The sequence below is a fragment of the Ruminococcus sp. FMBCY1 genome, assembly GCF_023921805.1.
Classification (GTDB): domain Bacteria; phylum Bacillota; class Clostridia; order Oscillospirales; family Acutalibacteraceae; genus Ruminococcoides; species Ruminococcoides intestinale_A.
Map to the genome: position 1 here is coordinate 30,037 of NZ_CP074197.1, position 21,996 is coordinate 52,032.

A 21,996-nucleotide genomic window follows, 5' to 3' on the forward strand; every position below is an offset into this window, starting at 1 on the left:
TGTTGCCTAAACCGAGTGATTATTCTAGAATTGACTCAATAAATATTAAGTCGCCGTAATCATCAGAATAAAATTCAATTAAATTTATAAAATCAAATAATATTTGTAAATTAGAAGTGGTAAAGTTTTTTAGTTTACAATGTGCAATATATTTCATTTTAATGTCCCCTTTTTACTTGTATAGCCCTTTTCGGGCTAATTATAATATAGCAGTTTTTGGGCTAAAAGTCAATAGAAATATTCGGGCTATGGTAAAATAAAATAAAAAGGTGTAATGTTACTATGAAATATAACGAAATTTTACAAGAATTAAGAAAAGACAGAGCTTTAACACAAACAGAGCTTGCAAATATATTAAACACTACGCAAAGAACGATATCAAATTGGGAAAGCGGAAGAAATGAACCACCTTATGACTTTTTAATCAAATATGCAAAATACTTTAATGTTTCAACTGATTACATACTGGGACTTACTAAAGATGAAAAACCGTATTGGATCAAAAATCAATTAAATATATCGGGTAAAAACAAGATAAATAAAATAGAGATGAAATAAGGTGTAGAAATGAACTGGGGAATATTGATTGTTATAGGAATTATAATAATAGTCTTGGAAATTGCTTCACAGCTTGTGAGAAATAAAAAAACGAACGAAAAACTACATAAAAGTAATAGTAACGGCGCTGACGCAACGCTTAACTCTACCGGAGCAGTAGAGCCGGAAGAAGAAATCTATAGTTTTTACAGAAGAAAATACCTGTTTACGAAGAATGAATTTTACTTTTATAAGCAGCTACAGAAGATTTCAGAAGAAAAAAATTTAATACCGCTTGCAAAGGTTCGGCTTGCTGACTTTGTGGAAGTGACAAGTAAATCGGACTATATGAAGTATTTTGCAAAAATCCGGTCAAAGCATATTGATTTTTTATTGCTTGATAAAGAAACTTTGAAAATTGTAGTTGCAATAGAGCTTGACGATAACAGCCACAGCAACGAAAAAGACGAATTTAAAAACAAACTTTTTGAACAGATTAATATACCTCTTATAAGGTGCAAGGGAATAGGAACAGTTGAAGAACAGTTACAAACTATTTTAGCAAATTCAAACTGTTAATCATGATGTCACTGGTTCGAGCCCAGTTGGGGGAGCCATAACAGAGTAGTTTTTATAGCTACTCTGTTTTTTTGTTATCTAAAAGTTTTTTGTCGGCTCTATGTCAATAGTTGGGGTAAACCCGAAAAAGAAGAATTGAAACGAACAAGCGATAGTAAATCAAGCTATCGCTTGTTTTTGCATTTGGTGAGAAAACATATGTAAAATACGGTTACGGAAACGCTTAAAATTTCTGTAACCATAAGCATTACGCTTAAGTACCTTAATCTTGTTGTTGCAGCCTTCGGTAAAACCGTTGGTGATAGCAGAAGAAAAAGAATTCAGAATACCTGGAAGCCAATTGAGCATAGAGTTAGCACATTTTACAAATTGTGCAATACCACAGTCTAAAGCAGAATTTATCCAATCAGAAAAAGCTGTTTTTGCAGACTGTCGGTCTTTGCAATCAAGGATTTTAAGGAAATCCTCTTTGTAAAAATGAGCAGTAGAAAGAGTTGGAGAAGTAAAAAGCATAACATTTACCTGTTGTTTTTGTTCGTCAGAAAGGAGGTCAAATCTTTTTAGTAAAAGCTGTCTTGATTGCTTGAAGTATCTGCGATGAGATTTGCTGAATTTCTTTTGTTCCTGCTTACGAACAGCCTCAAAAGCCCAGATAACTTGCCGTATCCAATGGTATTTATCAACAATCTGTGAGGCATTTTTAAACCACACAGAAGAAATATTAGAGTAGGGTTTCCACATATCACTGACAAAAAACTGAACCTTGTCACGCTGTGACTTATCAAAATGGTTAAAATACTCAGTTAGGAAATGCGCATATCTTTTTGGAAGAATGTCCAAAACAACCTTGTTGACAGGATCGGTGAGAATACATTGATACTTTTCACTGTTCGTATTGCCTTTAAATTCATCAATAGAAATAGCAGATGGGAGCTTTTTAGGAGCGTAGGAAACTAAATCAAAAACCCTGATTACGGAGCTTACAGAGAGGTTAACCTCTCTTGCAACGCTTGAAAAAGAAACTTCATTTCTCAATTTGTCAATGATATACAAAGACAATCTGTTAGTCATACGATGATAACGAGGGAGGAAATCGACATTTTCAGGGAAACGCTTGCCACAGGAGCAACGATATCGACGCTTATAAAGATGAATAAAGATGTGCTTGCCAAAGGCAGGAATATCCTTTATAGGCTGTTCACGATAATCGTGAACCTTATCAGTTAAATAAGGACATTTGTGAGGTTTTCGTTTTAACCGGCAGTTAATATGGATTGAATTATCAATTTCTTCAATTTTTTCTATATCAACATCTTGCAATCCTAAGAGTTTTTCGGTAAAATATTTGTAGAGCATATTTGTTCCTCCGTTTCTGGTTTCTAGTCAATTCCATTTTAACGGATTTTAGACAAATATGCTCTACTTTTTTTAAAATTATTTTTGTAGGATCTATTTGTTACCCCAACATTTATTATAGAGCCTAAATAGTTTACGCAACTTAATAAAGCCGCAAAACAAAAATCTACCGACAGAGTATTCTCTGTCGGTAGGTATTGTTTTATTGAAATTTTAATTTATTATCATCATTACCCGGTAACAATACTTATGTTATCGGCTTTTTATAAACTAAATTTCGGACTCATCTCCAATTATGTATAATTTAGAAATCGTTAAAGTTTACATCGGAATTATCTCCTATACTATAGTATATCTAAATATAAACTTCCTCGTACATCGGTCTTATCTCCAATCTTTAGATTTTTATTAGATAAATTTTATCTGTACATTGGTACGACCACCATTAACAAAATTTTAAATTATATTAAGTTGTAATCATAATCTCGGATAAACCTGATTACCTTAGAATTGTGATTACTTTAAAGCTCATTTTTACGAATAATAACCTAACAACTACTTTCGCAGACAATCTATATAAAAAATATGAAGTTCTTTTTTGTATTCGTACGCTTTGAATGCAATTGTTTGATTGGTAGTAATCGGAAACCTTGTCTGATTTAAATTAATAATATGTTTAATAACATTGAAATTATCAGCTGCCCGACAAACAAACGAGATATTATAACCTTTTCTAATGTATCAGGTTATTGTTTGTTTGGGGGAAGGCTCCGCATGAAATCTCTGATATGTCTTATGTAATGGACTTTTACTTTCATATTAGAAACCTCCTTTTGTTCCTTTTCTTTGTCTATATTATACAGAATAAATCAACTGTTGTCAATATAAATATTAAAAATATTTATATTTTTATTTTATCAAAATCTATTGAAGTGCATTTTGCATTGTGGTATAATTAAATAGTTGGGGTATTGCAAAATACTCCTTTTATTGACTTTTTTGTTGCTGTTGTGTATAATAATTACATATTAATATGATTTTCAACGGATAAGAGGTGTGGTATATGATTAAGAAGTATAATAAACTTGTGAGAGATAAAATTCCGAAGATCATTGAAGAAAACGGTCAGATGTGTGAAACCGAAATTCTTTCTGACGAAAGATACCTTGAAATGCTTGAATTAAAGCTTTCAGAGGAGTGTACAGAGTATCAGATTGATAAAAATACCGAGGCGCTTGCCGATATTCTTGAAGTTGTTTATGCCATTGCCAATGCAAGAGGTATGACAGACGGTGAACTTGACAGATTAAGACTTGCCAAGGCTAATAAAAACGGAAGATATAAAGATAAAATATTTATTAAAGAAGTTACTGAGTGGTAAACAAAAGCACGGTGCATTAAACGCATCGTGCTTATTTTTTTGTGGTTCTTTGTCAAAAGTTGGGGTAAATTATGGTTTAGCGGAGTGTCGGTCGGGCATTGAAATTTAGCTAACGCTAAATTATCCTCCCAAAAACAAAAAAGTTTACTCAATTTTTTCAAAAATTGCGGGTTTGGGCAGCGCCCATAAAAATCTTCCGATATAACAATTTATCAGGCGCAAACAGCCACGCTGTTTGCGTGCTTGCACATAGTTTGAAAAACAGGCGACAGCCTTTTATAAAAGAAATGATTAACTTTTCATTATATATCGAATGGCTTTCTTGTTGCTATCGCACTTTTAAAGGCTAACGCCGTTGTGTTCAAGCCGCCAAACAGCGAGCTGTTTGGCTATCGTTAGATTGCATAAACGGAAAGTATTTGTGGGCTTTGCCCACACCCACGACCTTTGAAAAGGTCGACCAAACTTTTATAATTGCTTGGCTAAACTGTGCACTAAACAATAATTTATTATTGTTACCCCAACATTTATTATTGAGCCTTTTTTGTTTGTTATTATTTACATATTTTCATCATAAACCGCTCTGCAGCCGCCGATAAATTTCGGTCTGGTTCTTGCGGCAAGTAAAATAGCGTTGCCGATATGGTCAAGGCTCAGTCTTACGGGAACAGCTACTTTTTTAAGGTGCATACCTATTAATGTACCGCCAATGTCAAGTCCTGCGTCAGCCTTGATTTCTTCAAGAGCAACAGGATTTTTAAATGTTTTATATGCTGTTGTGGCAAAAGAACCGCCTGCCTTTGGTTGCGGAACAACATTTACAATTTCCGCATACGGAACGGCATCACGCTCTACAATGACTGCACGGTTCAGATGTTCGCAGCATTGAGCGGCAAGATAGATTTTCTTTTCGCTAAGCACTTCATAAATACCCTTGAAAACCTGCTCGGCAACCTCAAGATTAGAGTTTTTGCCGATAGTTCCTCCGGCAACTTCACTTGAAGAACAGCCGACTACAACTATACTGCCTTCCTTAAGTTTGGCAACATTACAAAGCTCTTCGCAAGCCTGTTTTGCTTGAGAATAAATATCAACTGACATATATATCAACTCCTAAATTATCATCTATACTTATTATAGCATTATTTTTATAAAGTACAAGTCTATTAGCTTTTTAAGATAAAAATAATAGAATTTATATAACAATCTTGATTTTTTAGTAAATATGTTATATAATAAAGCTACAAAAATTTTTTAGCAAAGGATGAAAAATATATGAATAGATTTGTATTAAACGAAACTTCTTATCACGGTGCAGGTGCAATCAATTCTATACCCGAAGAAATTAGGGGAAGAGGTTTTAAGAAGGTGCTTGTAGCGTCTGACCCCGACCTTGTAAAATTCGGAGTTACAAAAAAAGTTACGGATGTGCTTGAAAATGCGGGCATTGAATATACTTTATATTCAGATATCAAACCTAATCCTACCATACAGAATGTTCAGCACGGTGTTGAAGTATTTAAAGAGAGCGGAGCAGATTGTATTGTTGCAATCGGCGGCGGTTCTTCAATGGATACGGCAAAGGCAGTCGGCATAATTATTAATAATCCCGAATTTGCGGATGTTCGCTCGCTTGAGGGTGTTGCACCCACAAAGAACAAAGCAGTGCCGATTATCGCAGTTCCGACAACGGCAGGTACAGCCGCTGAAGTTACAATTAACTATGTAATTACAGATGTTGAAAAGAACAGAAAAATGGTATGCGTAGATGTTCACGATATTCCTGTAGTTGCAGTAGTTGACCCTGATATGATGTCAACTATGCCAAAAGGTCTTACCGCCGCAACAGGTATGGACGCACTTACGCACGCAATTGAGGGCTACATAACAAAGGGTGCATGGGCACTTTCCGATATGTTCCATTTAAAGGCAATTGAAATTATTTCAAAGTCTTTGCGTGGCGCAGTAGATAACACACCGGAGGGCAGAGAGGGAATGGCTCTCGGTCAGTATGTTGCAGGTATGGGATTCTCAAATGTCGGACTTGGTATAGTTCACTCAATGGCTCATCCGCTCGGCGCTTTGTACGACACACCGCACGGTGTTGCAAATGCCATTATTCTTCCGACAGTTATGGAGTATAACGCTCCTGCCACAGGTGATAAGTACAAATACATTGCCGCCGCAATGGGTGTAGATGGTACAGAGAATATGACTGTTGACGAATACCGCAAGGCAGCAGTTGACGCAGTTAAAAAACTTTCTCAAGATGTAGGTATTCCTGCGGATTTAAAAGAAATTGTCAAACCTGAAGATGTACCGTTCCTTGCACAGTCGGCATATGATGATGCTTGCCGTCCCGGCAACCCAAGAGATACCAGCGTAGAAGAAATTGCCGAACTTTATAAGAGTCTTATGTAATTATAATTCGGTAACAGAATATTTATACAACATTGAAAGCCTGCGATTTTCGCAGGCTTTTTGTATAACAAAAAATGCAGTCAAAACCGACTGCATTTTTTCGTATTATTTAGATTTTCTTTTGAAGATTTTGCCGTAAAGTTTGGTATCTTTAAAGCCTTTCGGTTGTTTGTCGGGGATTTCTTTTAAGCTGTTTACTACTTTCTTTATGCCTGTATATTCGCTTTCAAGAATTGTGCAGAGCGCATATGCGGCATAGGGGAGAAGAAGAACAATGTATGTCAGTATATACTGCGATTTTCCTTCGAAAAGCAAGTGATAGCCGAATCCTCCGAGCAATACAAGCGGCAGCAATACCGTAGAAATGTTTGTCTTTTTATACAGGAACATAAAGTAAATGCCGAGTGTAAAGAGTATAAACACTGCCATCATATAGAAGTTAAAGTACAATTCAAGGAACTGTCCTGTACTGCCGTCATAAACAGCCTTGCCAAGACCCTCCTGTACATCAACATCGTGTCCTTTAACCTTGCTTACCCAAATGCTTTCGTATGACGGTTCATTCCACTGACTTAAAATTTTGTTGCCAAAGAAATTAATTGCATATTCGGAATCGTTTTTCATTTTATTAAGACGGCTGTTAATATCTGACCATGCTTGCGATTCTGCGGCATCAATATCACAATTGTTGCTTGTATAAAGACTTAGTGCGATATTGTTGTACCAACCGGGAGCCATATAGGATTCGTTAAGTCCCATATCAAGATAAAGTACCTGTGAAACACCGCCCTTAAGTTCGGTGTTTGCTCTTGATGCGTAGCTTTTGATTACAAGATTACTTGTACCGACAACGGCAATACAGAGAGCAAGTGCAAATGCGATACTCTGCCATTTTTTAGCCTTTACAGTGTGAATGATAAGCATAATTACAAAGGCAACAAGGTAAATTAAGTTGTTGTACTTTGCAAGTGCCGATACAACGAGCAGAACTCCGCAAGGGATAAGCACAAGATATTTATCGGTTTGGAAATATTTGATTAGGAAGTGTGACGCCCATATTGCACAGCACATACCGATTATGTTGCCGTATACGAATGTGCAGAAAAGTACAGGCTGAATACAACCGGCAAGTGCAAGAATTACTATAAATTCAATTTTGTTTCTGCCGAAAATCTGCTTTGTGATTTTTGCAATGCCAAGATATGCCGCCGCAACGCAAAGTACATTTATAACTTGTAGAGGCATTGTGCTGTCTGTACCGAAAATTCTGTAAACGATTTCGCTTATAAGCACAAAGCCGAGTTGGAACGGATAACAATTGTAGTATGAAAATCCGCTGTAGAAATCCTTGTTATAAAAATCGGAACCGTTATGTAAAAATGCATAATTGCCTTGTGCCGTTTGAGAGGCGGTTTCGTAAATATTGTAACTGTCTGCCGCAGGAATTGATTGTACAGAGAATATCCATACAAGTCCGATGATTGCAGAAAAAGCAAACAAGCCTGCCTCCATAAATTTCATATTTACTTTGGCGAAAAATGCGGTATGCTTATTAATCTTAAAAAGCAAAGCTGTAAATATCACAAGGCAGAATATATTTATTACAAATAAATCGTCTTGAAACAAAATAACTTCGGAGCTGTAGTTTGCAGGGTCAATAACGCAGGTCTGAAATATACTCATTATTGCAATGTAGCCAAAAACTAAAAACAGCAGTCCGCATATTATATTCACCGCTATGCTTTCGGTAAGGCAATGCTTTGCAACAGCAGTTTTAACCGTGGTTTGAGCCTTTTGCTTAGGCTCTTTGTTTTTTTCTTGATTAGTTGGGTTATTGCTCATTTTTGCACCTTCCTGTTAAAATTCTTTTTTTACAGAGCGCATAAAGAGCTTTCCGAGTGCGTCTTTAGGGTCTACATTGTCAAACAAAACGCTGTAAACGCTTTCGACAATCGGAAGCTCAACATTATTTTCTTTGCCGAGTTTGCACAATGCTTTTGATGTCATAACACCCTCGGCAAGTTTTTCAAATTTAATACCCTTTACATAATTTTCACCGTAACTGCGGTTATGACTCCATTTTGAGAATAAAGTTGCCTCATAGTCGCCGAGATGACAAAGTCCGTAGGCGCTCATTTCATTGCCGCCGAGAGCTTTTATAAGTCTTGCAATCTCTCGTGTGCCTCTTGCCATAAGCGCACCTTTTAATGACGCATAGCCAAAGCCGTCAAGCATACCTGCGGCAATGCCGATAACATTTTTAGCGGCTGCACCGATTTCGCTTCCGATAAGGTCTGTGCCGACATAAAATCTTATGAGTGAGCTTGAAAAACTGTTTACAAGCTTTTCTTTTATTTCGTGATTTTTGCTGTCGATTACCATACAGTTTGGAATACCCTTTACATAATCCTGCGGATGTCCCGGGCCTACCCATACGGCAATAGGTGTTTTTTCTTCGTCAACAAAGTCGCCGACAACTTGGCTGAGTCTTTGACCCGTTGCTGCCTCAACACCTTTCATACAAAGCACAATGGTTTTGCCGTCAAGATTGTTTTGAGCGATGCTCTGCATATATGAACGCAAATGTTGAGATGAAATAGAAATAACAATTACTTCTGCGTGATTGACCGCCTTTGCAAGGTCAGAAGTAACCTCTATTGATTCGGGAAAAGTAAGGTAGTCGTTTTTATGTGTTGTACTTAACTGTATAAATTCGGGAGCGTCGGCAAGTCCGCAGGAAATTACATTGTTGCCTATCTTATCAAGATACCAGGCAATGCAGCTGCCCCAGCGACCGCAACCCAAAACAGAAATATTCATTTATAATCACCTGAAATTTATTTTTTTAATAATATAAACGCAGCCCGCAAAAGGCCTTATCGGCACAAATGCAGGCAAAGTCTGCTTTTGATATGTAATAATATTAAATAAAAAACAAAATAACCCCGCCTGACCGTATGATTTTTATAATAACCTGCCTACGAGAAAGCAGGTGGGTGCTCTCCTTTAAACATTAGGCTTCCTTCTTCCGCCAAAGCGGGAGGTCTGCACACCGATTAAAGAGCCGGGCTCCCGATTTAAGAGTTGTAGGGTTATTTTAAAATCATTCACGCATCAGGCAGGGAATTTGTCAAATTGCCATTACTGATATTATATGACAGAAAGAGAAAAATTACTCTTCTTCGTCTTCCTCGTCATCATTGTAATAGTTTTCTTCAAAAATAGCAGCGATTCTGTCGAGCTTTTCATCGTCTTCGATTTCGGCAAGCTCTTCTTCACCGTCTTTTTCAAATACTTCCATAATATAGTATTCGCCGGGATCGTTTACAGCGTCTGCCGGGTTCTCATAGTAAGGGAAGAGTACATAGAACTTACCTTCTTCATTTTCAATAATATCAAGAATTTCAAATTCTATTTCTTCGCCCTCATCACTGATTAAAGTAATAAGATCTACATTAAATTCGTTATCCATAAAAATATATCCTTTCGTTTGCACTTAGCAAATAAAAACAGCATTTATATTATAAAACCAAATTAAAAAGAATTATAAAAAATAATTACCCATTGCTGTTTTAATTGTTCAAGATTATTTTACAATTTTTTAAGCGATTAGTCAAGCATTATTCGTATTTAATTAAAATATATATTTTTTTTACATAAATATTGATAAAAGTATTGATAAATTACAATGAGTATGATATATTATATATATATTAGACAATAACTTCCTTTCAATGTGCTTAATTACTCCATAAAATTACCTAAAAACCGGCGACTTCTCAGTCGTCGATTTTTACTGTATGTAAAAAGTGTTCAGTTAAAATCAAACTTATTTGTATTATCATAGCTATAATTACGCTTGAAAAAACTTTTCAAAAGATATATAATGCTAAATAATACTGTCTTTAAACAGATTATTGTGCTTATATAAGCGATATTTTAATTTTACGGCAAAATTGCTCTAATGAAGGGTGGAACTATGAGAGCTTTTGAAAAATTACCTCCTAAGTTTCAAAATGATGAGGTAAAGCATTATTACGATATTATTGCCAAAAAGTCTTTTTCTCTTGTATTAAAAAGGATTACGGATATTATCTTCTCCCTTATTATTCTGGTTATTCTTATAATACCGATTGCGGTTATTGCCGTAATAGTTAAAGCAACCTCGAAAGGCCCCGTTTTTTACAGGCAGGAGAGAGTTACTTCTTATGGCAGGGTATTTAAGATTTTTAAATTTCGTACTATGGTGCAAAATGCCGACCGTATCGGCACACTTGTAACAACAAGCGGAGATGCCAGAGTAACTAAGGTGGGCAGAATCTTAAGAAAATATCGTCTTGACGAACTCCCACAGATTTTTAATGTACTTGCAGGCTCAATGACCTTTGTTGGTACTCGTCCGGAAGTACAGAAGTATGTGGATATGTACAAAGACGAATACAATGCAACCTTGCTTATGCCTGCGGGAATAACCTCGCTTGCTTCTATTATGTATAAAGACGAGGAAAAACTTTTACAAAATGTCGAAGATGCGGATAAGGTTTATGTTGAAACTATTTTACCCGAAAAAATGAAGTATAATCTTATGTATCTTGAAAATTTCGGCTTTTTGTCCGACATAAAACTTATGTTTAAAACAGTTAAAGAGGTACTTAGGTAACAGGGGGTGTATAATGAAAGAGCTAAAGAAAAAAATAAAGAGCTTTTCTTGTTACAGAAAGGTTTATATTTTTACTCTGTTTTTTTGTAATGTATCATTTTTACAAATTCCTGCATATATTCTTGTAGCATTTTTGTTTTGCTGGGGCATATGGCTTACCTATTATAAGCAAAAAACAAACAATACATTTTTTAAACTGCGCTTTGGCTTGTGGGTGTGGGGATTCCTTGCGGTTTCTCTTTTAACCATGCTGTTAAACTTTACTTATACTATTTTCTACAGTGCGTTAATGTTTTTACATATACTGATATGCTTTTTTATATTTTACGGTATGCACACAGAACCTGATTTTGATTTCAAAAACGAGCTTTATACCGTGGCAAGAGGTATTGTGTATATTACTACAATTGCAAACTTCATCGGTATTTTCTGCCTTATGTTTAACATAAGGTTTGAATGGTACTGGATTAAGTTTACAATATACGAAAACAGATTTACGGGTATTTACATAAATCCTAATTTGCTTGGTTTTGTTTCCTGTGTAGCAATTTTTTGCTGTCATATTCTGTGTAAACCTGATTTTCAAAATGTGGTTAATCAAAGGAAAGTCAGCAAAATATGGATAGTTGCCTGTGTGTGTACAAGCTTGTTTTCGCTTTTGCTTTGCGATTCAAATGCGTCTATGGTACTTATTCTTGCATATATGATAGTTTATATTGTATATCAGTTTTTTGCTGCAAAAGACGGACTTTCTCCCGCAAAAGTCACGATGAGAATAGTGGCGCTTGTACTTGTAGGAACTTTTCTTGTGGGTTCTTCACTTATGTTCAGGGAAATCTGTCAGCAGGGGTTTGCTGTTGTTACGGCAAAGACTTATTCTTTACTTGATGAAATTACAGAAAAAGAGCAGTCGGATACCGATGAACAGCCAAAGCAAAATGATTCCGACAATAATAAAACCGCTGCGCCGTCCGACAAAGGGCCGATAACATTTGAACACGAAAATTCCAATATTGACAGCGGTCGTTTTAAGCTGTATAGAGAATCTTTAGATTTGTTCAAAATATCGCCTGTCTTTGGAATAAGTAACGGAAACATCGTGTTCTACAGTCAGGAATATGCAAACGGTACTTTAAAATATACTTACCATAACAATGATTTGCACAACGGATTTTTAACTATACTTGTATCTACAGGTGTGCTCGGATTTGTTATTTTCGGTATATTCGGTTTCCGCTTTGCAAAACACGCCGCACAACATTTATTCCTGCAAAAAAAGACCTTTAAAAATGACGCTTATCCGTGTATGTTCGCATTTTTAAGCGCATATCTTTTCTATGCGTTATTTGAAAAGGCACTGCTTTACGATATATCGTTTATGGTAATGTGGTTCTGGCTGATAATGGGTTACACAAGCTGTTACATAGCTAAGTTTGAACCGATGCTTGAAACACGCTATCTTTTTCATCAAAAAAGACTCCACAGAAGTCTGCTTTGATACTTGTATAATTACAATTTTTAGGCTATAATAACCGTAGGTATGTTTACCTGCGGTTTTTATTTTTCTGAAAAGGAATTGATATAAATGAAATACGGATTTGTAAAGGTTGCGGCGGCTACACCTATTATCAGAGTATCTGATTGTAAAAAGAATACCGACGCAATAATTGCGCAAATAAAAGAGGCAAATATTGAGGGTGCCGCACTTGTGAATTTTCCCGAATTATGTATAACCGGCTATACTTGCAGCGATTTGTTTTTACAGCAAACTCTTCTTAAAACAGCAGAAAGCTCGGTTTACAGAATAATTGAAGAAACCAAAAATCTTGATATTATATCCGTTGTGGGCGTTCCGGTTGCTTTCAGGGAGGCTCTTTACAACTGTGCGGCAGTTATTTTTAAGGGCAAATTACTCGCTCTTGTGCCAAAGGCAAATATTCCGAATTATTCAGAATTTTACGAGGCAAGACATTACACAAGCGGAAAAAATACGGATTTTGAAATTGAGTATGCAGGCCGGAAAACTGTTTTGACCGATAAAGTTTTGTTCCAAAATAAAAATATGCCCGATTTTACCATTGGTGTGGAGGTTTGCGAAGATTTATGGGTAGCGGAATCTCCGTCAATAGCTCTTGCAAAATCGGGAGCAACGGTTATTTGCAATCCGTCAACCTCCGATGATACCATCGGCAAAGCAGAATACAGACGCTCGCTTGTGAGAATGCAGAGCGGCAAACTTTGCTGTGCATACATTTATACCGATTCAGGATTTGGGGAAAGCACAACAGACACAGTTTATTCTGCACAGAATATAATATGTGAGAACGCATCTTTGTTGAGCGAAAGCGAGCGCTTTACGACAGGCATTACTTATGCGGATATTGATGTTCAAAAACTTATGGGCGAGCGCAGAAGAATGAGTACATTCTGCTACGACAATGAAAATGTCAGAAGAATTTATTTCGATATGCCGCTTACCGATACAAAGCTCTCAAGAAAATTTGAGCAGACTCCGTTTGTACCGTCGGCAAAAGATGACCTTAGCAGAAGATGCAAGGAAATTATAACAATGCAGGCAACAGGACTTGCAACCAGACTTGCTCATACAGGAATTAAGAATGTTGTGCTCGGACTTTCGGGCGGTCTTGACAGTACACTTGCACTTATTGTTTGCGTTCACGCTTTTGATATGCTCGGTATTGACAGAAAAAATATTCACACTGTAACAATGCCTTGTTTCGGTACAACAAAGCGTACCAAATCAAATGCCGAAAAACTTGCAGAGGCTTATAATGTTTCTTTTGAAGAAATTAATATTACCGCAGCGGTAAGACAGCATTTTATAGATATTAAGCACGATGAAAGTGTAACAGACATTACCTATGAAAATTCGCAGGCGAGAGAGCGTACTAAAATTCTGATGAACCTTTCAAATAAGTACGGCGGTCTTGTAATCGGTACGGGCGATTTGTCGGAACTTGCGCTTGGTTGGGCAACCTACAACGGCGACCATATGAGTATGTATGCGGTGAATGTTTCTATTCCTAAAACACTCGTCCGTTACCTTACAGCGTACGAGGCTGAAATCAGTGACGGAGAATTAAAAACGGTTTTGCTTGATGTGCTCGATACACCTGTAAGTCCGGAGCTTTTGCCGCCTGATAAAAACGGAGAAATCGCACAGAAAACCGAAGATGTGGTCGGTCCTTATGAATTGCACGACTTTTTCCTTTATTACTTTGTGCGTTTTGGATTTACTCCGTCAAAAATATATTATCTTGCAAAGCATTCCTTTGCGGGAAAGTACAATAACGATACAATAAAAAAATGGCTTGTTACATTTTTAAAGAGATTTTTCTCTCAACAGTTTAAGCGCAGTTGTTTGCCTGACGGCCCAAAGGTAGGCTCAGTAACGCTTTCTCCTCGTTCGGACTGGAGAATGCCAAGTGACGCAAGCGTAAGAATTTGGCTTGATGAGCTTGAAAATCAGTAAATCTGAAATTCAAGGGGGCTTTTTGTGAAATATTTTATTAAAAGAGATGTTTGTGCGGATTTTGGCGCTTTTGAAATTTATGACGAAACGGGCATAGAAAAATATCTTGCGGAATTTTCAAAAAGCAAACGAAGCCGAAAAATTATTATTCACAGTGCTGACGAAATTTTTGTTAAGATAAGATGCTTGTCGGTGTCAAACATTATTGCCTGCAATATAAACGCAGGCGGTAAAAAAATGCGCATTTTAATGGGCGTAAACCGCAATGAACTTGTTTGTATTTGCTCCGGTGTAAATTGGAAAATTTGCGGAAATATAGCGCAAAAAAGTTTTTCCGTACAGGATGTTGACAATACGGTTATTGCAGTGCAAAAGAGAGTATTTTCGAGTACGGAAAGTTATGAACTCGATGTGTATTCGCCGTCAAATGAACTGTTATCAATATCTGTTGCGGTTTGTATAAATATGCTCAATACAGTTGACAATCCCGTCAGACAGGCGGTATAATTATTAAGTACCCGATTTTTGTCGAGGAAAGTATAAATTCACAGGGGAGGATTTATTATGGATAGATTACTACAGCTTTTAAGTACAAACTCAGGCTTTACCACAGCCGAGATAGCGACAATGCTCGGTGAGCCGGAAGATTATATCAAGGCTCAAATAAAGGAATACGAAACTCAGGGCATTATCAAAGGCTACCAGGCAGTTGTAAACTGGGAGAATACCAAGGAAAACTATGTTGAGGCACTTATTGAGCTTAAGGTTACTCCTAAAAAGGATGCAGGCTTTGACGAAATGGCGAAAATGTGTATGGCATTTGACGAGGTGGATTCTGTGTATCTTATGGCGGGTACATATGATTTTGCGCTGATAGTTAAGGGCGAATCTATGCAGGATATCGCAATGTTTGTATCTAAAAAACTCTCCACAATCGACGGAGTGCTTTCAACAGGCACACATTTCATTATGCGTCGCTACAAAGACAGCGGAATGAATCTCATCGATTTTGAAGGGTCGGATGAGAGGAGTTTAATTCTGTGATTGACTATTCAAAATTTTTAAATAATTCTATACAAGAAATAAAACCGTCGGGTATTCGTAAATTTTTTGATATTGCAAGCGAAATGGACGATGTTATCTCTTTGAGTATCGGTGAACCTGATTTTCAGACACCGTGGCATATCCGTGAAGAGGGTATAAATTCTCTTAAAAACGGCAAGACATGGTATTCACCGAACCGTGGTTTCGCACAGCTTAGAGAAGAAATTGCCAATTATTATGCAAGACGCTTTAATATATCATATGAGGGCAAAACTCAGGTGCTTGTTACCGTTGGCGGCAGTGAGGCTATTGACCTTGCTTTCAGATGTCTTGTTTCAGAGGGTGACGAGGTAATTATTCCCGAGCCGTCTTTTGTTTGTTACGAACCGCTTACTCATATGGCAGGCGGTAAGGCAGTTATAATTAATACAAAGGCCGAAGATGAGTTCAGACTTAAAGCTGATGACCTCGAAAAGGCAATTACCGATAAAACTAAGCTCGTTGTTTTGCCGTTTCCTAATAACCCAACAGGCGCTATTATGGAGAAAGCTGACCTTGAGGCTATTGCAGAGGTAATTAAAAAGCACGATTTGTTTGTGCTTTCGGATGAAATTTACTGCGAGCTTACATACGGCGGAAAGAACCACATTTCTATTGCCGCTATTGACGGAATGTATGAGCGTACTGTTGTTATTAACGGCTTTTCAAAGTCTTATGCAATGACAGGCTGGCGACTTGGTTACGCTTTAGGTCCTGTTCCGATTATTGCACAAATGACAAAACTGCATCAGTATGGCATTATGTCAGCGCCTACAACCGCACAGTATGCGGCTATTGAGGCTTTGCGCAACGGAGATCCTGATGTTGTAAATATGCGCAATGAATATGATATGCGCCGCCGCCTTGTGGTTGATTCATTCAACGCAATGGGACTTACTTGTTTTGAGCCTTACGGTGCATTTTATGTATTTCCTTGTATTAAGAGCACAGGTATGACTTCAGAGGACTTCTGTACAAAGCTTATTATGGACAAGCATGTCGCAGTGGTTCCGGGAACAGCCTTTGGCGAATGCGGCGAGGGTTTTGTAAGAGTTTCTTATTCTTATTCATTAAACCATCTTAAAACCGCTTTACAGCGTATCAGGGACTTTATAGAGGAGCAGAAAAATGGAAATTAAGGTTCTTGCACCTGCAAAAATCAATCTTACGCTTGATGTCACTGGCAAACGACCTGACGGCTATCACAATATTTTGTCGATAATGCAAAGTGTTGATTTATATGACACAATTACCGTTACCGATAATGACAGCGGTCAGATTACCGTTTCATGTAATTATGAGGGCGTCCCTTGTGATGAAAAAAATATTTGTTACAAAGCGGCGGAAAGATTTTTTATTGCTACCCGTAACGAAGGACAGGGCGTACATATAAATATTGATAAGGTTATTCCTACTCAAGCGGGACTTGCAGGAGGAAGTACAGACGGTGCGGCTGTTCTTATGGGACTTAATAAGATGTTTGACGCATTTTTAAAGCCCGATGAATTGCACGAAATTGCTGAAAAAATAGGAGCGGATGTTCCGTTCTGCCTTGTGGGCGGCACAAAGTATGCTACGGGAATCGGTACAAAACTTCAAAAAATGCCTAATTTTTTGGCATCGCATATTGTTATCTGCAAACCTGATAATATAAGTGTTTCCACGGCCGAGGCATATAAAAAAGTGGATGCGTTAAATCCGCACCCACCTTATACAGATGAAATGATAAAGTCACTTTTCAGCCGTGATATGTTCAGAATTACATCTACTTTATTCAATGATTTTGAGCTTGCATTAAAGCTTGAAGAAGTGAATGATATTAAAAGAATTATGTACAAGCGCAAAGCACTTGGAGCAAGTATGTCGGGTTCGGGTTCGGCTGTTTTTGCAGTCTATAATTCCGAACGCAAGGCTAAAAAGTGCGTTGACGCATTAAAAGAAAAATATGATAAAGTTTTCCTTTGCCATCCGACAAAGGAAGGCTGCAAAATAGTCTGATTATTATCAGGCTATTTTATTTTGTCTTAATTTTTGTTGTTTTTTATCAAAAGTTGGGGTAAATTATGGTTTAGCGGAGTGTCAGTCGGGCATTGAAATTTAGCTAACGCTAAATTATCCTCCCAAAAACAAAAAAGTTTACTCAATTTTTTCAAAAATTGCGGGTTTGGGCAGCGCCCATAAAATCTTCCGATATAACAATTTATCAGGCGCAAACAGCCACGCAGTTTGCGTGCTAAAATTAAGTATGTTAAAACAGGCGACAGCCATTATAAACAGAAATGCTAAAAACATAGTCAACGCATTGCGTTGACTATGAAAATGATGTTTATTTCCTTTTGTTGCTCTCGCAAAGGCTTTCGCCTGTTTGTTCAAGCCGCCAAACAGCAAGCTGTTTGGCTATCGTTAAATTGCATAAACTGAAAGTATTTGTGGGCTTTGCCCACACCCACGACCTTTGAAAAGGTCGACCAAACTTTTATAATTGCTTGATAAAGCAATCAGCTAAACCATAATTTATTAATATTATCCCAACATTTAAAATACAACCCAAAAATCTATTTTAACTTACAAGTCTGTTTATCCTCTTCTTCGGCTTGCAAAAACATAAGAAGAAAACCTGCAAAAAGCAATATGCAGCTGCACCAGATTGTATATTGTTTACAAAATCCGATTATAACATTTTCAATAACCGCTCCGAAAGCAAAGAAGAATATAACTCCGTAGTATATAAGCGATTTTCTAAGACATTCTTTATCTTTATTAAAAATAAAATTAAATAAATTTTGTGTACCTGAACGCAGGTTGCCGATGCACATTGTGGTTGCCGAAGCATTGCCCTTTACTTTTCTGAAACTTTCAACCTGTATACCGCAGGCGAATGAAACAAGCGAGTTCGCAATCATATTGTATTCTTGGGATATAAATCCTACAGAGAATAAAATAATACATTCAAGCAAGACGGTGTATTGTCGCCAATGCAGGATATTGTCAATCGTGCAAAAGCGGTGCACTACCTCCGCAAGAATTATTCCGAACGCAAAGGCAATTACCGGAAAAAGGTACTGCAACATTTTCTCAAAATTTCCTTCCGATAAATTGATTGCAAGCAAAATTATGTTGCCCGTCTGTGCATTTGCAAATACTTCACCGCGAAAAGTGTAAGTATAGGCGTCCATAAATCCGCCCGATACCGCAAGCAATATTGCAAGTCGGCGTGATTCCGAAATCTGTCCTCTTAACTTTTTCATAATCTATTTCTCCTAAAAATTTTTCCAATATGTATTATAGCCTTTTTTGTTAAAAATGCAAGTATATGGATTATAAAACAGAAAATTAAGTTAATCGTATAATTTATAAAAGCAGCGTTAGATATAGTTTAAAACTATATCTAACGCTATTTTTTTAGTATTAACACTTTTTTTACTTTAGCTGTATAATATTTACAGACTTCTTTGAAAGGATTTGTAAATAAATATGAAAACTTCGATAATCGGTTATCCGAGAATAGGTAAACTTCGTGAACTTAAATTTGCGAGTGAAAAATATTTTAGAAATGAAATTGCACAGTCAGAGCTTTTCGATACAGCAAAAAAGTTAAGAACAGAAAACCTTACAGAACAAAAGAACAGCGGGCTTGATTTTATTCCCTCAAACGATTTTTCTTTTTATGACGGAATGCTCGACACGGCTTTTCTTTTGAATGTTGTTCCCGACAGATACAAAAACCTCGGTTTATCTCCGCTTGACGAATATTTTGCGGCTGCAAGAGGTTATCAGGGAGAAAAGGGAGATGTTAAAGCTCTTGCAATGAAGAAATGGTTTAATACAAACTATCATTATATGGTACCTGAAATTGACGATAATACGGTTTTGAAATTATCCGATAACAAACCTTTTGAACTTTTTACCGAGGCATTGGATAACGGAGTAAAAACTACTCCTGTAATAATCGGTCCGTATACTTTCCTTGAGCTTGCAAGATATATCGGCACAAAGACCAAAGAAAACTTTTTCGGCAACATTACAGATGCATACATTCAGATTATCAGTAAGTTTGTAACTCTCGGCGCAGAATGGCTGCAGCTTGACGAACCTTGTCTTGTAAAAGATATGAGCAGAGAGGACATAGAGTTCTTTAATTCATTGTACATCAAGATTCTTGAGAATAAAAACGGTCTTAAAATCCGCTTGCAAACTTATTTTGGCGATGTAAGAGATTGCTACAAAGAAATATGCGCTCTTGATTTTGACGGAATAGGTCTTGATTTTATTGAGGGTAAAAAAACACACGAACTTATTGAGAAAAACGGTTTTCCGTGTGACAAAGTGCTTTTTGCAGGTGTGGTAAACGGTAAAAACATTTGGAAAAATAACTATAAAAAGACAGTGGAGTTATTAAAGAGTTTACAGAATAAATCAATTAATACTGTAATCAATACTTCGTGTTCGTTACTTCATGTTCCGTATACACTTAAAAATGAAGTTAAGCTTTCGGATACATATAAAAAACATTTTTCATATGCAAGCGAAAAGCTGGTTGAATTAAATGAAATCAAAAAAATTATCGAAACCGAGGATTATTGCAATTTACCTGAATATACAGCAAACATCAAACTGTTTTCCGAAGAAAGAAGCGGCTGCAATACAAATGTAAAAGAAAAGGTAAACGCTTTATCGGAAAAAGATTTTACAAGATTGCCTGTATTTTCGGAGCGTGAAAAAATACAGAAAGAAGAGTTTAAATTACCGCTTTTACCTACAACTACCATAGGTTCCTTCCCGCAGACTTCCGATGTTCGTCAGACAAGAGCGTCATACAAAAAAGCAAATATTTCCGAAACCGATTATGAAAAGTTTATGAAGTCAAAAATTGCGGAGTGTATTGAGCTTCAGGAAAACATTGGTCTTGATGTACTTGTTCACGGTGAATTTGAAAGAAATGATATGGTAGAGTATTTCGGTGAATGCCTTGACGGATATATCTTTACCGAGAAAGCCTGGGTACAGTCATACGGTACAAGATGTGTTAAACCTCCTGTTGTATGGGGTGATATTTCAAGAGCAAAACCAATGACTGTTAAATGGTCAACTTATGCTCAAAGTCTTACAGAAAAGCCTGTTAAGGGTATGCTTACAGGCCCTGTTACAATATTAAACTGGTCTTTTCCGAGAGAGGATATTTCTTTAAAAGAAAGTGCATACCAGATAGCTCTTGCAATTCGTGAGGAAGTTTTGGATCTTGAGGCAAGCGGAATTAAGATTATTCAGATTGACGAAGCTGCTTTAAGAGAAAAATTACCGTTGCGTAAATGCGATTGGAACAAGGAATATCTTGACTGGGCTATTAAAGCATTCCGTCTTGTACACAGCGGCGTAAAATCTGAAACTCAAATTCATACTCATATGTGTTACAGCGAATTTGCCGATATTATTGAGGATATTGACAATATGGATGCCGATGTTATTACTTTCGAGGCAAGCCGTTCTGACCTTACACTTCTTGATGTACTCAAAGCAAAGAAATTCCGTACAGAGGTTGGCCCGGGTGTATATGACATACATTCGCCGAGAATCCCTACAGTTGAGGAGATTAAATCGGCGATAAATAAAATGCTTTCCAAGGTATCTTATAATAAATTGTGGATTAACCCCGATTGCGGTTTAAAAACAAGAGGTAATGAAGAAACTGTACAAAGTCTGAAAAATCTTGTAAAAGCAACAAAAGAAATCAGGGAAGAAAATAATTTATAATTCAGATGAATATTTTAAAAGTAACCTGTCCATACTCCTTAAAAAGAGAGGGCAGGTTATTTTTATGAAATTACTTATAAAATCACTTTGTATTGCATTTGTACTTACCGTCATTTATTCTGTAATACCGTTTCAGGCAGAGTGTGAACAGATTTCCGAAGAAGTGTTCAGACTGCATATTCTTGCAAATTCCGACAGTGCGGAGGATCAGGCATTAAAGCTGAAAGTGCGTGACGCTTTGCTTGAATATACCGATATGCTTTTTGATAAAGCCGCAGACAGTGATGAGGCAGAGAACATTGCAAGAGAAAATTTAAAAACTTTGCAAACCGTTGCACAAAATGTTGTTTATGAAAACGGATATGATTATAAGGTAAACGCTCAAGTTGTAAAAATGTATTTTAATACAAGATATTATGATAATTATACAATGCCTGCGGGTATATATGATGCATTGAGAATTACTGTGGGTGACGGTAAAGGGCATAATTGGTGGTGTGTAATGTATCCGTCAATTTGTATATCATCTGCGGTCGATACGGATGAAAAGGTGGAAAAAACTTTTTCGGAAAATCAGCAGGAAATCGTTAAAGGAAATGATTATCAATATAAGTTTAAGGTTGTGGAGATATTTGAAAAAATAGTTTCTTTTTTTGAGTAATGTCCTTTAAATGACACACCTGTTATGGTATCATAGTAATATAATTTACCTAAATTGCCAAAGTGAAGTTCGGA

General features: G+C 36.7%; 20 protein-coding genes and 1 other RNA gene. 13 read left to right on the plus strand and 8 right to left on the minus strand.

What is annotated here, in order from left to right; genetic code table 11:
* Positions 1–282: 282 nt before the first annotated feature.
* Positions 283–558: a helix-turn-helix transcriptional regulator gene (locus KGF34_RS00160; protein WP_252559381.1), complete on the plus strand. Its 276-nt coding sequence runs from the start codon at positions 283–285 to the stop codon at positions 556–558.
* Between the two features lie 9 nt (positions 559–567).
* Positions 568–1,116: a DUF2726 domain-containing protein gene (locus tag KGF34_RS00165; RefSeq protein ID WP_252559382.1), complete on the plus strand. Its 549-nt coding sequence runs from the start codon at positions 568–570 to the stop codon at positions 1,114–1,116.
* Positions 1,117–1,275: 159 nt separating this feature from the next.
* Here the strand turns inward: KGF34_RS00165 and KGF34_RS00170 are convergent, their stop codons facing one another.
* Entirely contained in the window at positions 1,276–2,472 is a 1,197-nt protein-coding gene (locus KGF34_RS00170) for an ISL3 family transposase (RefSeq protein ID WP_252559384.1), read from the minus strand.
* 1,063 nt (positions 2,473–3,535) lie between these two features.
* On the opposite strand from KGF34_RS00170, the gene KGF34_RS00175 reads away from it, so the two are divergent.
* Positions 3,536–3,853 carry a nucleoside triphosphate pyrophosphohydrolase gene (locus KGF34_RS00175; protein WP_022233941.1) on the plus strand — a complete coding sequence of 106 codons (318 nt, stop codon included), beginning with the start codon at positions 3,536–3,538 and terminating at the stop codon, positions 3,851–3,853.
* Between the two features lie 558 nt (positions 3,854–4,411).
* On the opposite strand, the gene KGF34_RS00180 is transcribed toward KGF34_RS00175, so the two are convergent.
* Entirely contained in the window at positions 4,412–4,954 is a 543-nt protein-coding gene (locus KGF34_RS00180; protein WP_022235042.1) for a TIGR01440 family protein, read from the minus strand.
* Between the two features lie 174 nt (positions 4,955–5,128).
* Here KGF34_RS00180 and fucO point away from each other — a divergent pair, with 174 nt between their 5' ends.
* Positions 5,129–6,274, plus strand: a complete 1,146-nt coding sequence (gene fucO / locus KGF34_RS00185; RefSeq protein ID WP_195410553.1) for a lactaldehyde reductase — start codon at positions 5,129–5,131, stop codon at positions 6,272–6,274.
* A gap of 105 nt (positions 6,275–6,379) precedes the next feature.
* On the opposite strand, the gene KGF34_RS00190 is transcribed toward fucO, so the two are convergent.
* The 4 genes from KGF34_RS00190 to KGF34_RS00205 all read right to left on the minus strand — a co-directional run bounded on the left by KGF34_RS00190 (position 6,380) and on the right by KGF34_RS00205 (position 9,746).
* Positions 6,380–8,116 (minus strand): glycosyltransferase family 39 protein, encoded by a 1,737-nt coding sequence (locus tag KGF34_RS00190; protein ID WP_252559386.1) that lies wholly within the window; start codon positions 8,114–8,116, stop codon positions 6,380–6,382.
* Between the two features lie 15 nt (positions 8,117–8,131).
* Entirely contained in the window at positions 8,132–9,094 is a 963-nt protein-coding gene (locus KGF34_RS00195; RefSeq protein ID WP_022235045.1) for an NAD(P)H-dependent glycerol-3-phosphate dehydrogenase, read from the minus strand.
* A 118-nt stretch (positions 9,095–9,212) separates the two neighbouring features.
* Positions 9,213–9,402, minus strand: a non-coding RNA gene (gene ssrS / locus KGF34_RS00200) — 6S RNA.
* A gap of 44 nt (positions 9,403–9,446) precedes the next feature.
* Positions 9,447–9,746 (minus strand): DUF1292 domain-containing protein, encoded by a 300-nt coding sequence (locus KGF34_RS00205; protein ID WP_022235046.1) that lies wholly within the window; start codon positions 9,744–9,746, stop codon positions 9,447–9,449.
* Between the two features lie 507 nt (positions 9,747–10,253).
* Between KGF34_RS00205 and KGF34_RS00210 the strand changes: the two genes are divergently transcribed.
* The 7 genes from KGF34_RS00210 (at position 10,254) to ispE (ending at position 17,508) form a co-directional block, all read left to right on the plus strand.
* Positions 10,254–10,934, plus strand: coding sequence for a sugar transferase (locus KGF34_RS00210; RefSeq protein WP_022235047.1), 681 nt, complete (start codon positions 10,254–10,256; stop codon positions 10,932–10,934).
* 331 nt (positions 10,935–11,265) lie between these two features.
* Entirely contained in the window at positions 11,266–12,432 is a 1,167-nt protein-coding gene (locus tag KGF34_RS00215; protein ID WP_252559387.1) for an O-antigen ligase family protein, read from the plus strand.
* An 87-nt stretch (positions 12,433–12,519) separates the two neighbouring features.
* Positions 12,520–14,427, plus strand: a complete 1,908-nt coding sequence (locus KGF34_RS00220; protein WP_252559389.1) for an NAD(+) synthase — start codon at positions 12,520–12,522, stop codon at positions 14,425–14,427.
* A 24-nt stretch (positions 14,428–14,451) separates the two neighbouring features.
* A complete protein-coding gene (locus KGF34_RS00225) occupies positions 14,452–14,934 on the plus strand; it encodes a hypothetical protein (protein WP_195410557.1) in 483 nt (160 codons plus the stop codon).
* 57 nt (positions 14,935–14,991) lie between these two features.
* The gene (locus KGF34_RS00230) at positions 14,992–15,471 is read left to right on the plus strand and encodes an Lrp/AsnC family transcriptional regulator (RefSeq protein ID WP_022235051.1); all 480 of its coding nucleotides are present in this window, start codon (positions 14,992–14,994) and stop codon (positions 15,469–15,471) included.
* A complete protein-coding gene (locus KGF34_RS00235) occupies positions 15,471–16,649 on the plus strand; it encodes an aminotransferase class I/II-fold pyridoxal phosphate-dependent enzyme (protein WP_252560188.1) in 1,179 nt (392 codons plus the stop codon). Before KGF34_RS00230 ends, KGF34_RS00235 begins: the two co-directional genes overlap by 1 nt.
* Entirely contained in the window at positions 16,639–17,508 is an 870-nt protein-coding gene (gene ispE, locus KGF34_RS00240) for a 4-(cytidine 5'-diphospho)-2-C-methyl-D-erythritol kinase (protein WP_186935124.1), read from the plus strand. Before KGF34_RS00235 ends, ispE begins: the two co-directional genes overlap by 11 nt.
* 138 nt (positions 17,509–17,646) lie before the next feature.
* Here the strand turns inward: ispE and KGF34_RS00245 are convergent, their stop codons facing one another.
* Both KGF34_RS00245 and KGF34_RS00250 read right to left on the minus strand, forming a co-directional pair.
* Complete coding sequence (locus KGF34_RS00245) at positions 17,647–17,883, minus strand: hypothetical protein (protein WP_186935123.1); 237 nt, start codon at positions 17,881–17,883, stop codon at positions 17,647–17,649.
* A 182-nt stretch (positions 17,884–18,065) separates the two neighbouring features.
* Positions 18,066–18,758 (minus strand): YoaK family protein, encoded by a 693-nt coding sequence (locus KGF34_RS00250; RefSeq protein WP_186935122.1) that lies wholly within the window; start codon positions 18,756–18,758, stop codon positions 18,066–18,068.
* A gap of 226 nt (positions 18,759–18,984) precedes the next feature.
* On the opposite strand from KGF34_RS00250, the gene metE reads away from it, so the two are divergent.
* Both metE and spoIIR read left to right on the plus strand, forming a co-directional pair.
* The gene (gene metE, locus KGF34_RS00255; protein ID WP_252559392.1) at positions 18,985–21,261 is read left to right on the plus strand and encodes a 5-methyltetrahydropteroyltriglutamate--homocysteine S-methyltransferase; all 2,277 of its coding nucleotides are present in this window, start codon (positions 18,985–18,987) and stop codon (positions 21,259–21,261) included.
* A gap of 64 nt (positions 21,262–21,325) precedes the next feature.
* Positions 21,326–21,922: a stage II sporulation protein R gene (gene spoIIR / locus KGF34_RS00260; protein ID WP_252559395.1), complete on the plus strand. Its 597-nt coding sequence runs from the start codon at positions 21,326–21,328 to the stop codon at positions 21,920–21,922.
* Positions 21,923–21,996: the final 74 nt, after the last annotated feature.

Excerpts from the sequence above, each read along its gene's own strand:
- KGF34_RS00160 (WP_252559381.1), top strand. The coding sequence starts at position 283 with ATGAAATATAACGAAATTTTACAAGAATTAAGAAAAGACAGAGCTTTA.
- KGF34_RS00165 (WP_252559382.1), top strand. The coding sequence starts at position 568 with ATGAACTGGGGAATATTGATTGTTATAGGAATTATAATAATAGTCTTG.
- KGF34_RS00170 (WP_252559384.1), bottom strand. The coding sequence starts at position 2,472 with ATGCTCTACAAATATTTTACCGAAAAACTCTTAGGATTGCAAGATGTT.
- KGF34_RS00175 (WP_022233941.1), top strand. The coding sequence starts at position 3,536 with ATGATTAAGAAGTATAATAAACTTGTGAGAGATAAAATTCCGAAGATC.
- KGF34_RS00180 (WP_022235042.1), bottom strand. The coding sequence starts at position 4,954 with ATGTCAGTTGATATTTATTCTCAAGCAAAACAGGCTTGCGAAGAGCTT.
- fucO (WP_195410553.1), top strand. The coding sequence starts at position 5,129 with ATGAATAGATTTGTATTAAACGAAACTTCTTATCACGGTGCAGGTGCA.
- KGF34_RS00190 (WP_252559386.1), bottom strand. The coding sequence starts at position 8,116 with ATGAGCAATAACCCAACTAATCAAGAAAAAAACAAAGAGCCTAAGCAA.
- KGF34_RS00195 (WP_022235045.1), bottom strand. The coding sequence starts at position 9,094 with ATGAATATTTCTGTTTTGGGTTGCGGTCGCTGGGGCAGCTGCATTGCC.
- KGF34_RS00205 (WP_022235046.1), bottom strand. The coding sequence starts at position 9,746 with ATGGATAACGAATTTAATGTAGATCTTATTACTTTAATCAGTGATGAG.
- KGF34_RS00210 (WP_022235047.1), top strand. The coding sequence starts at position 10,254 with ATGAGAGCTTTTGAAAAATTACCTCCTAAGTTTCAAAATGATGAGGTA.
- KGF34_RS00215 (WP_252559387.1), top strand. The coding sequence starts at position 11,266 with ATGCACACAGAACCTGATTTTGATTTCAAAAACGAGCTTTATACCGTG.
- KGF34_RS00220 (WP_252559389.1), top strand. The coding sequence starts at position 12,520 with ATGAAATACGGATTTGTAAAGGTTGCGGCGGCTACACCTATTATCAGA.
- KGF34_RS00230 (WP_022235051.1), top strand. The coding sequence starts at position 14,992 with ATGGATAGATTACTACAGCTTTTAAGTACAAACTCAGGCTTTACCACA.
- ispE (WP_186935124.1), top strand. The coding sequence starts at position 16,639 with ATGGAAATTAAGGTTCTTGCACCTGCAAAAATCAATCTTACGCTTGAT.
- KGF34_RS00250 (WP_186935122.1), bottom strand. The coding sequence starts at position 18,758 with ATGAAAAAGTTAAGAGGACAGATTTCGGAATCACGCCGACTTGCAATA.
- metE (WP_252559392.1), top strand. The coding sequence starts at position 18,985 with ATGAAAACTTCGATAATCGGTTATCCGAGAATAGGTAAACTTCGTGAA.
- spoIIR (WP_252559395.1), top strand. The coding sequence starts at position 21,326 with ATGAAATTACTTATAAAATCACTTTGTATTGCATTTGTACTTACCGTC.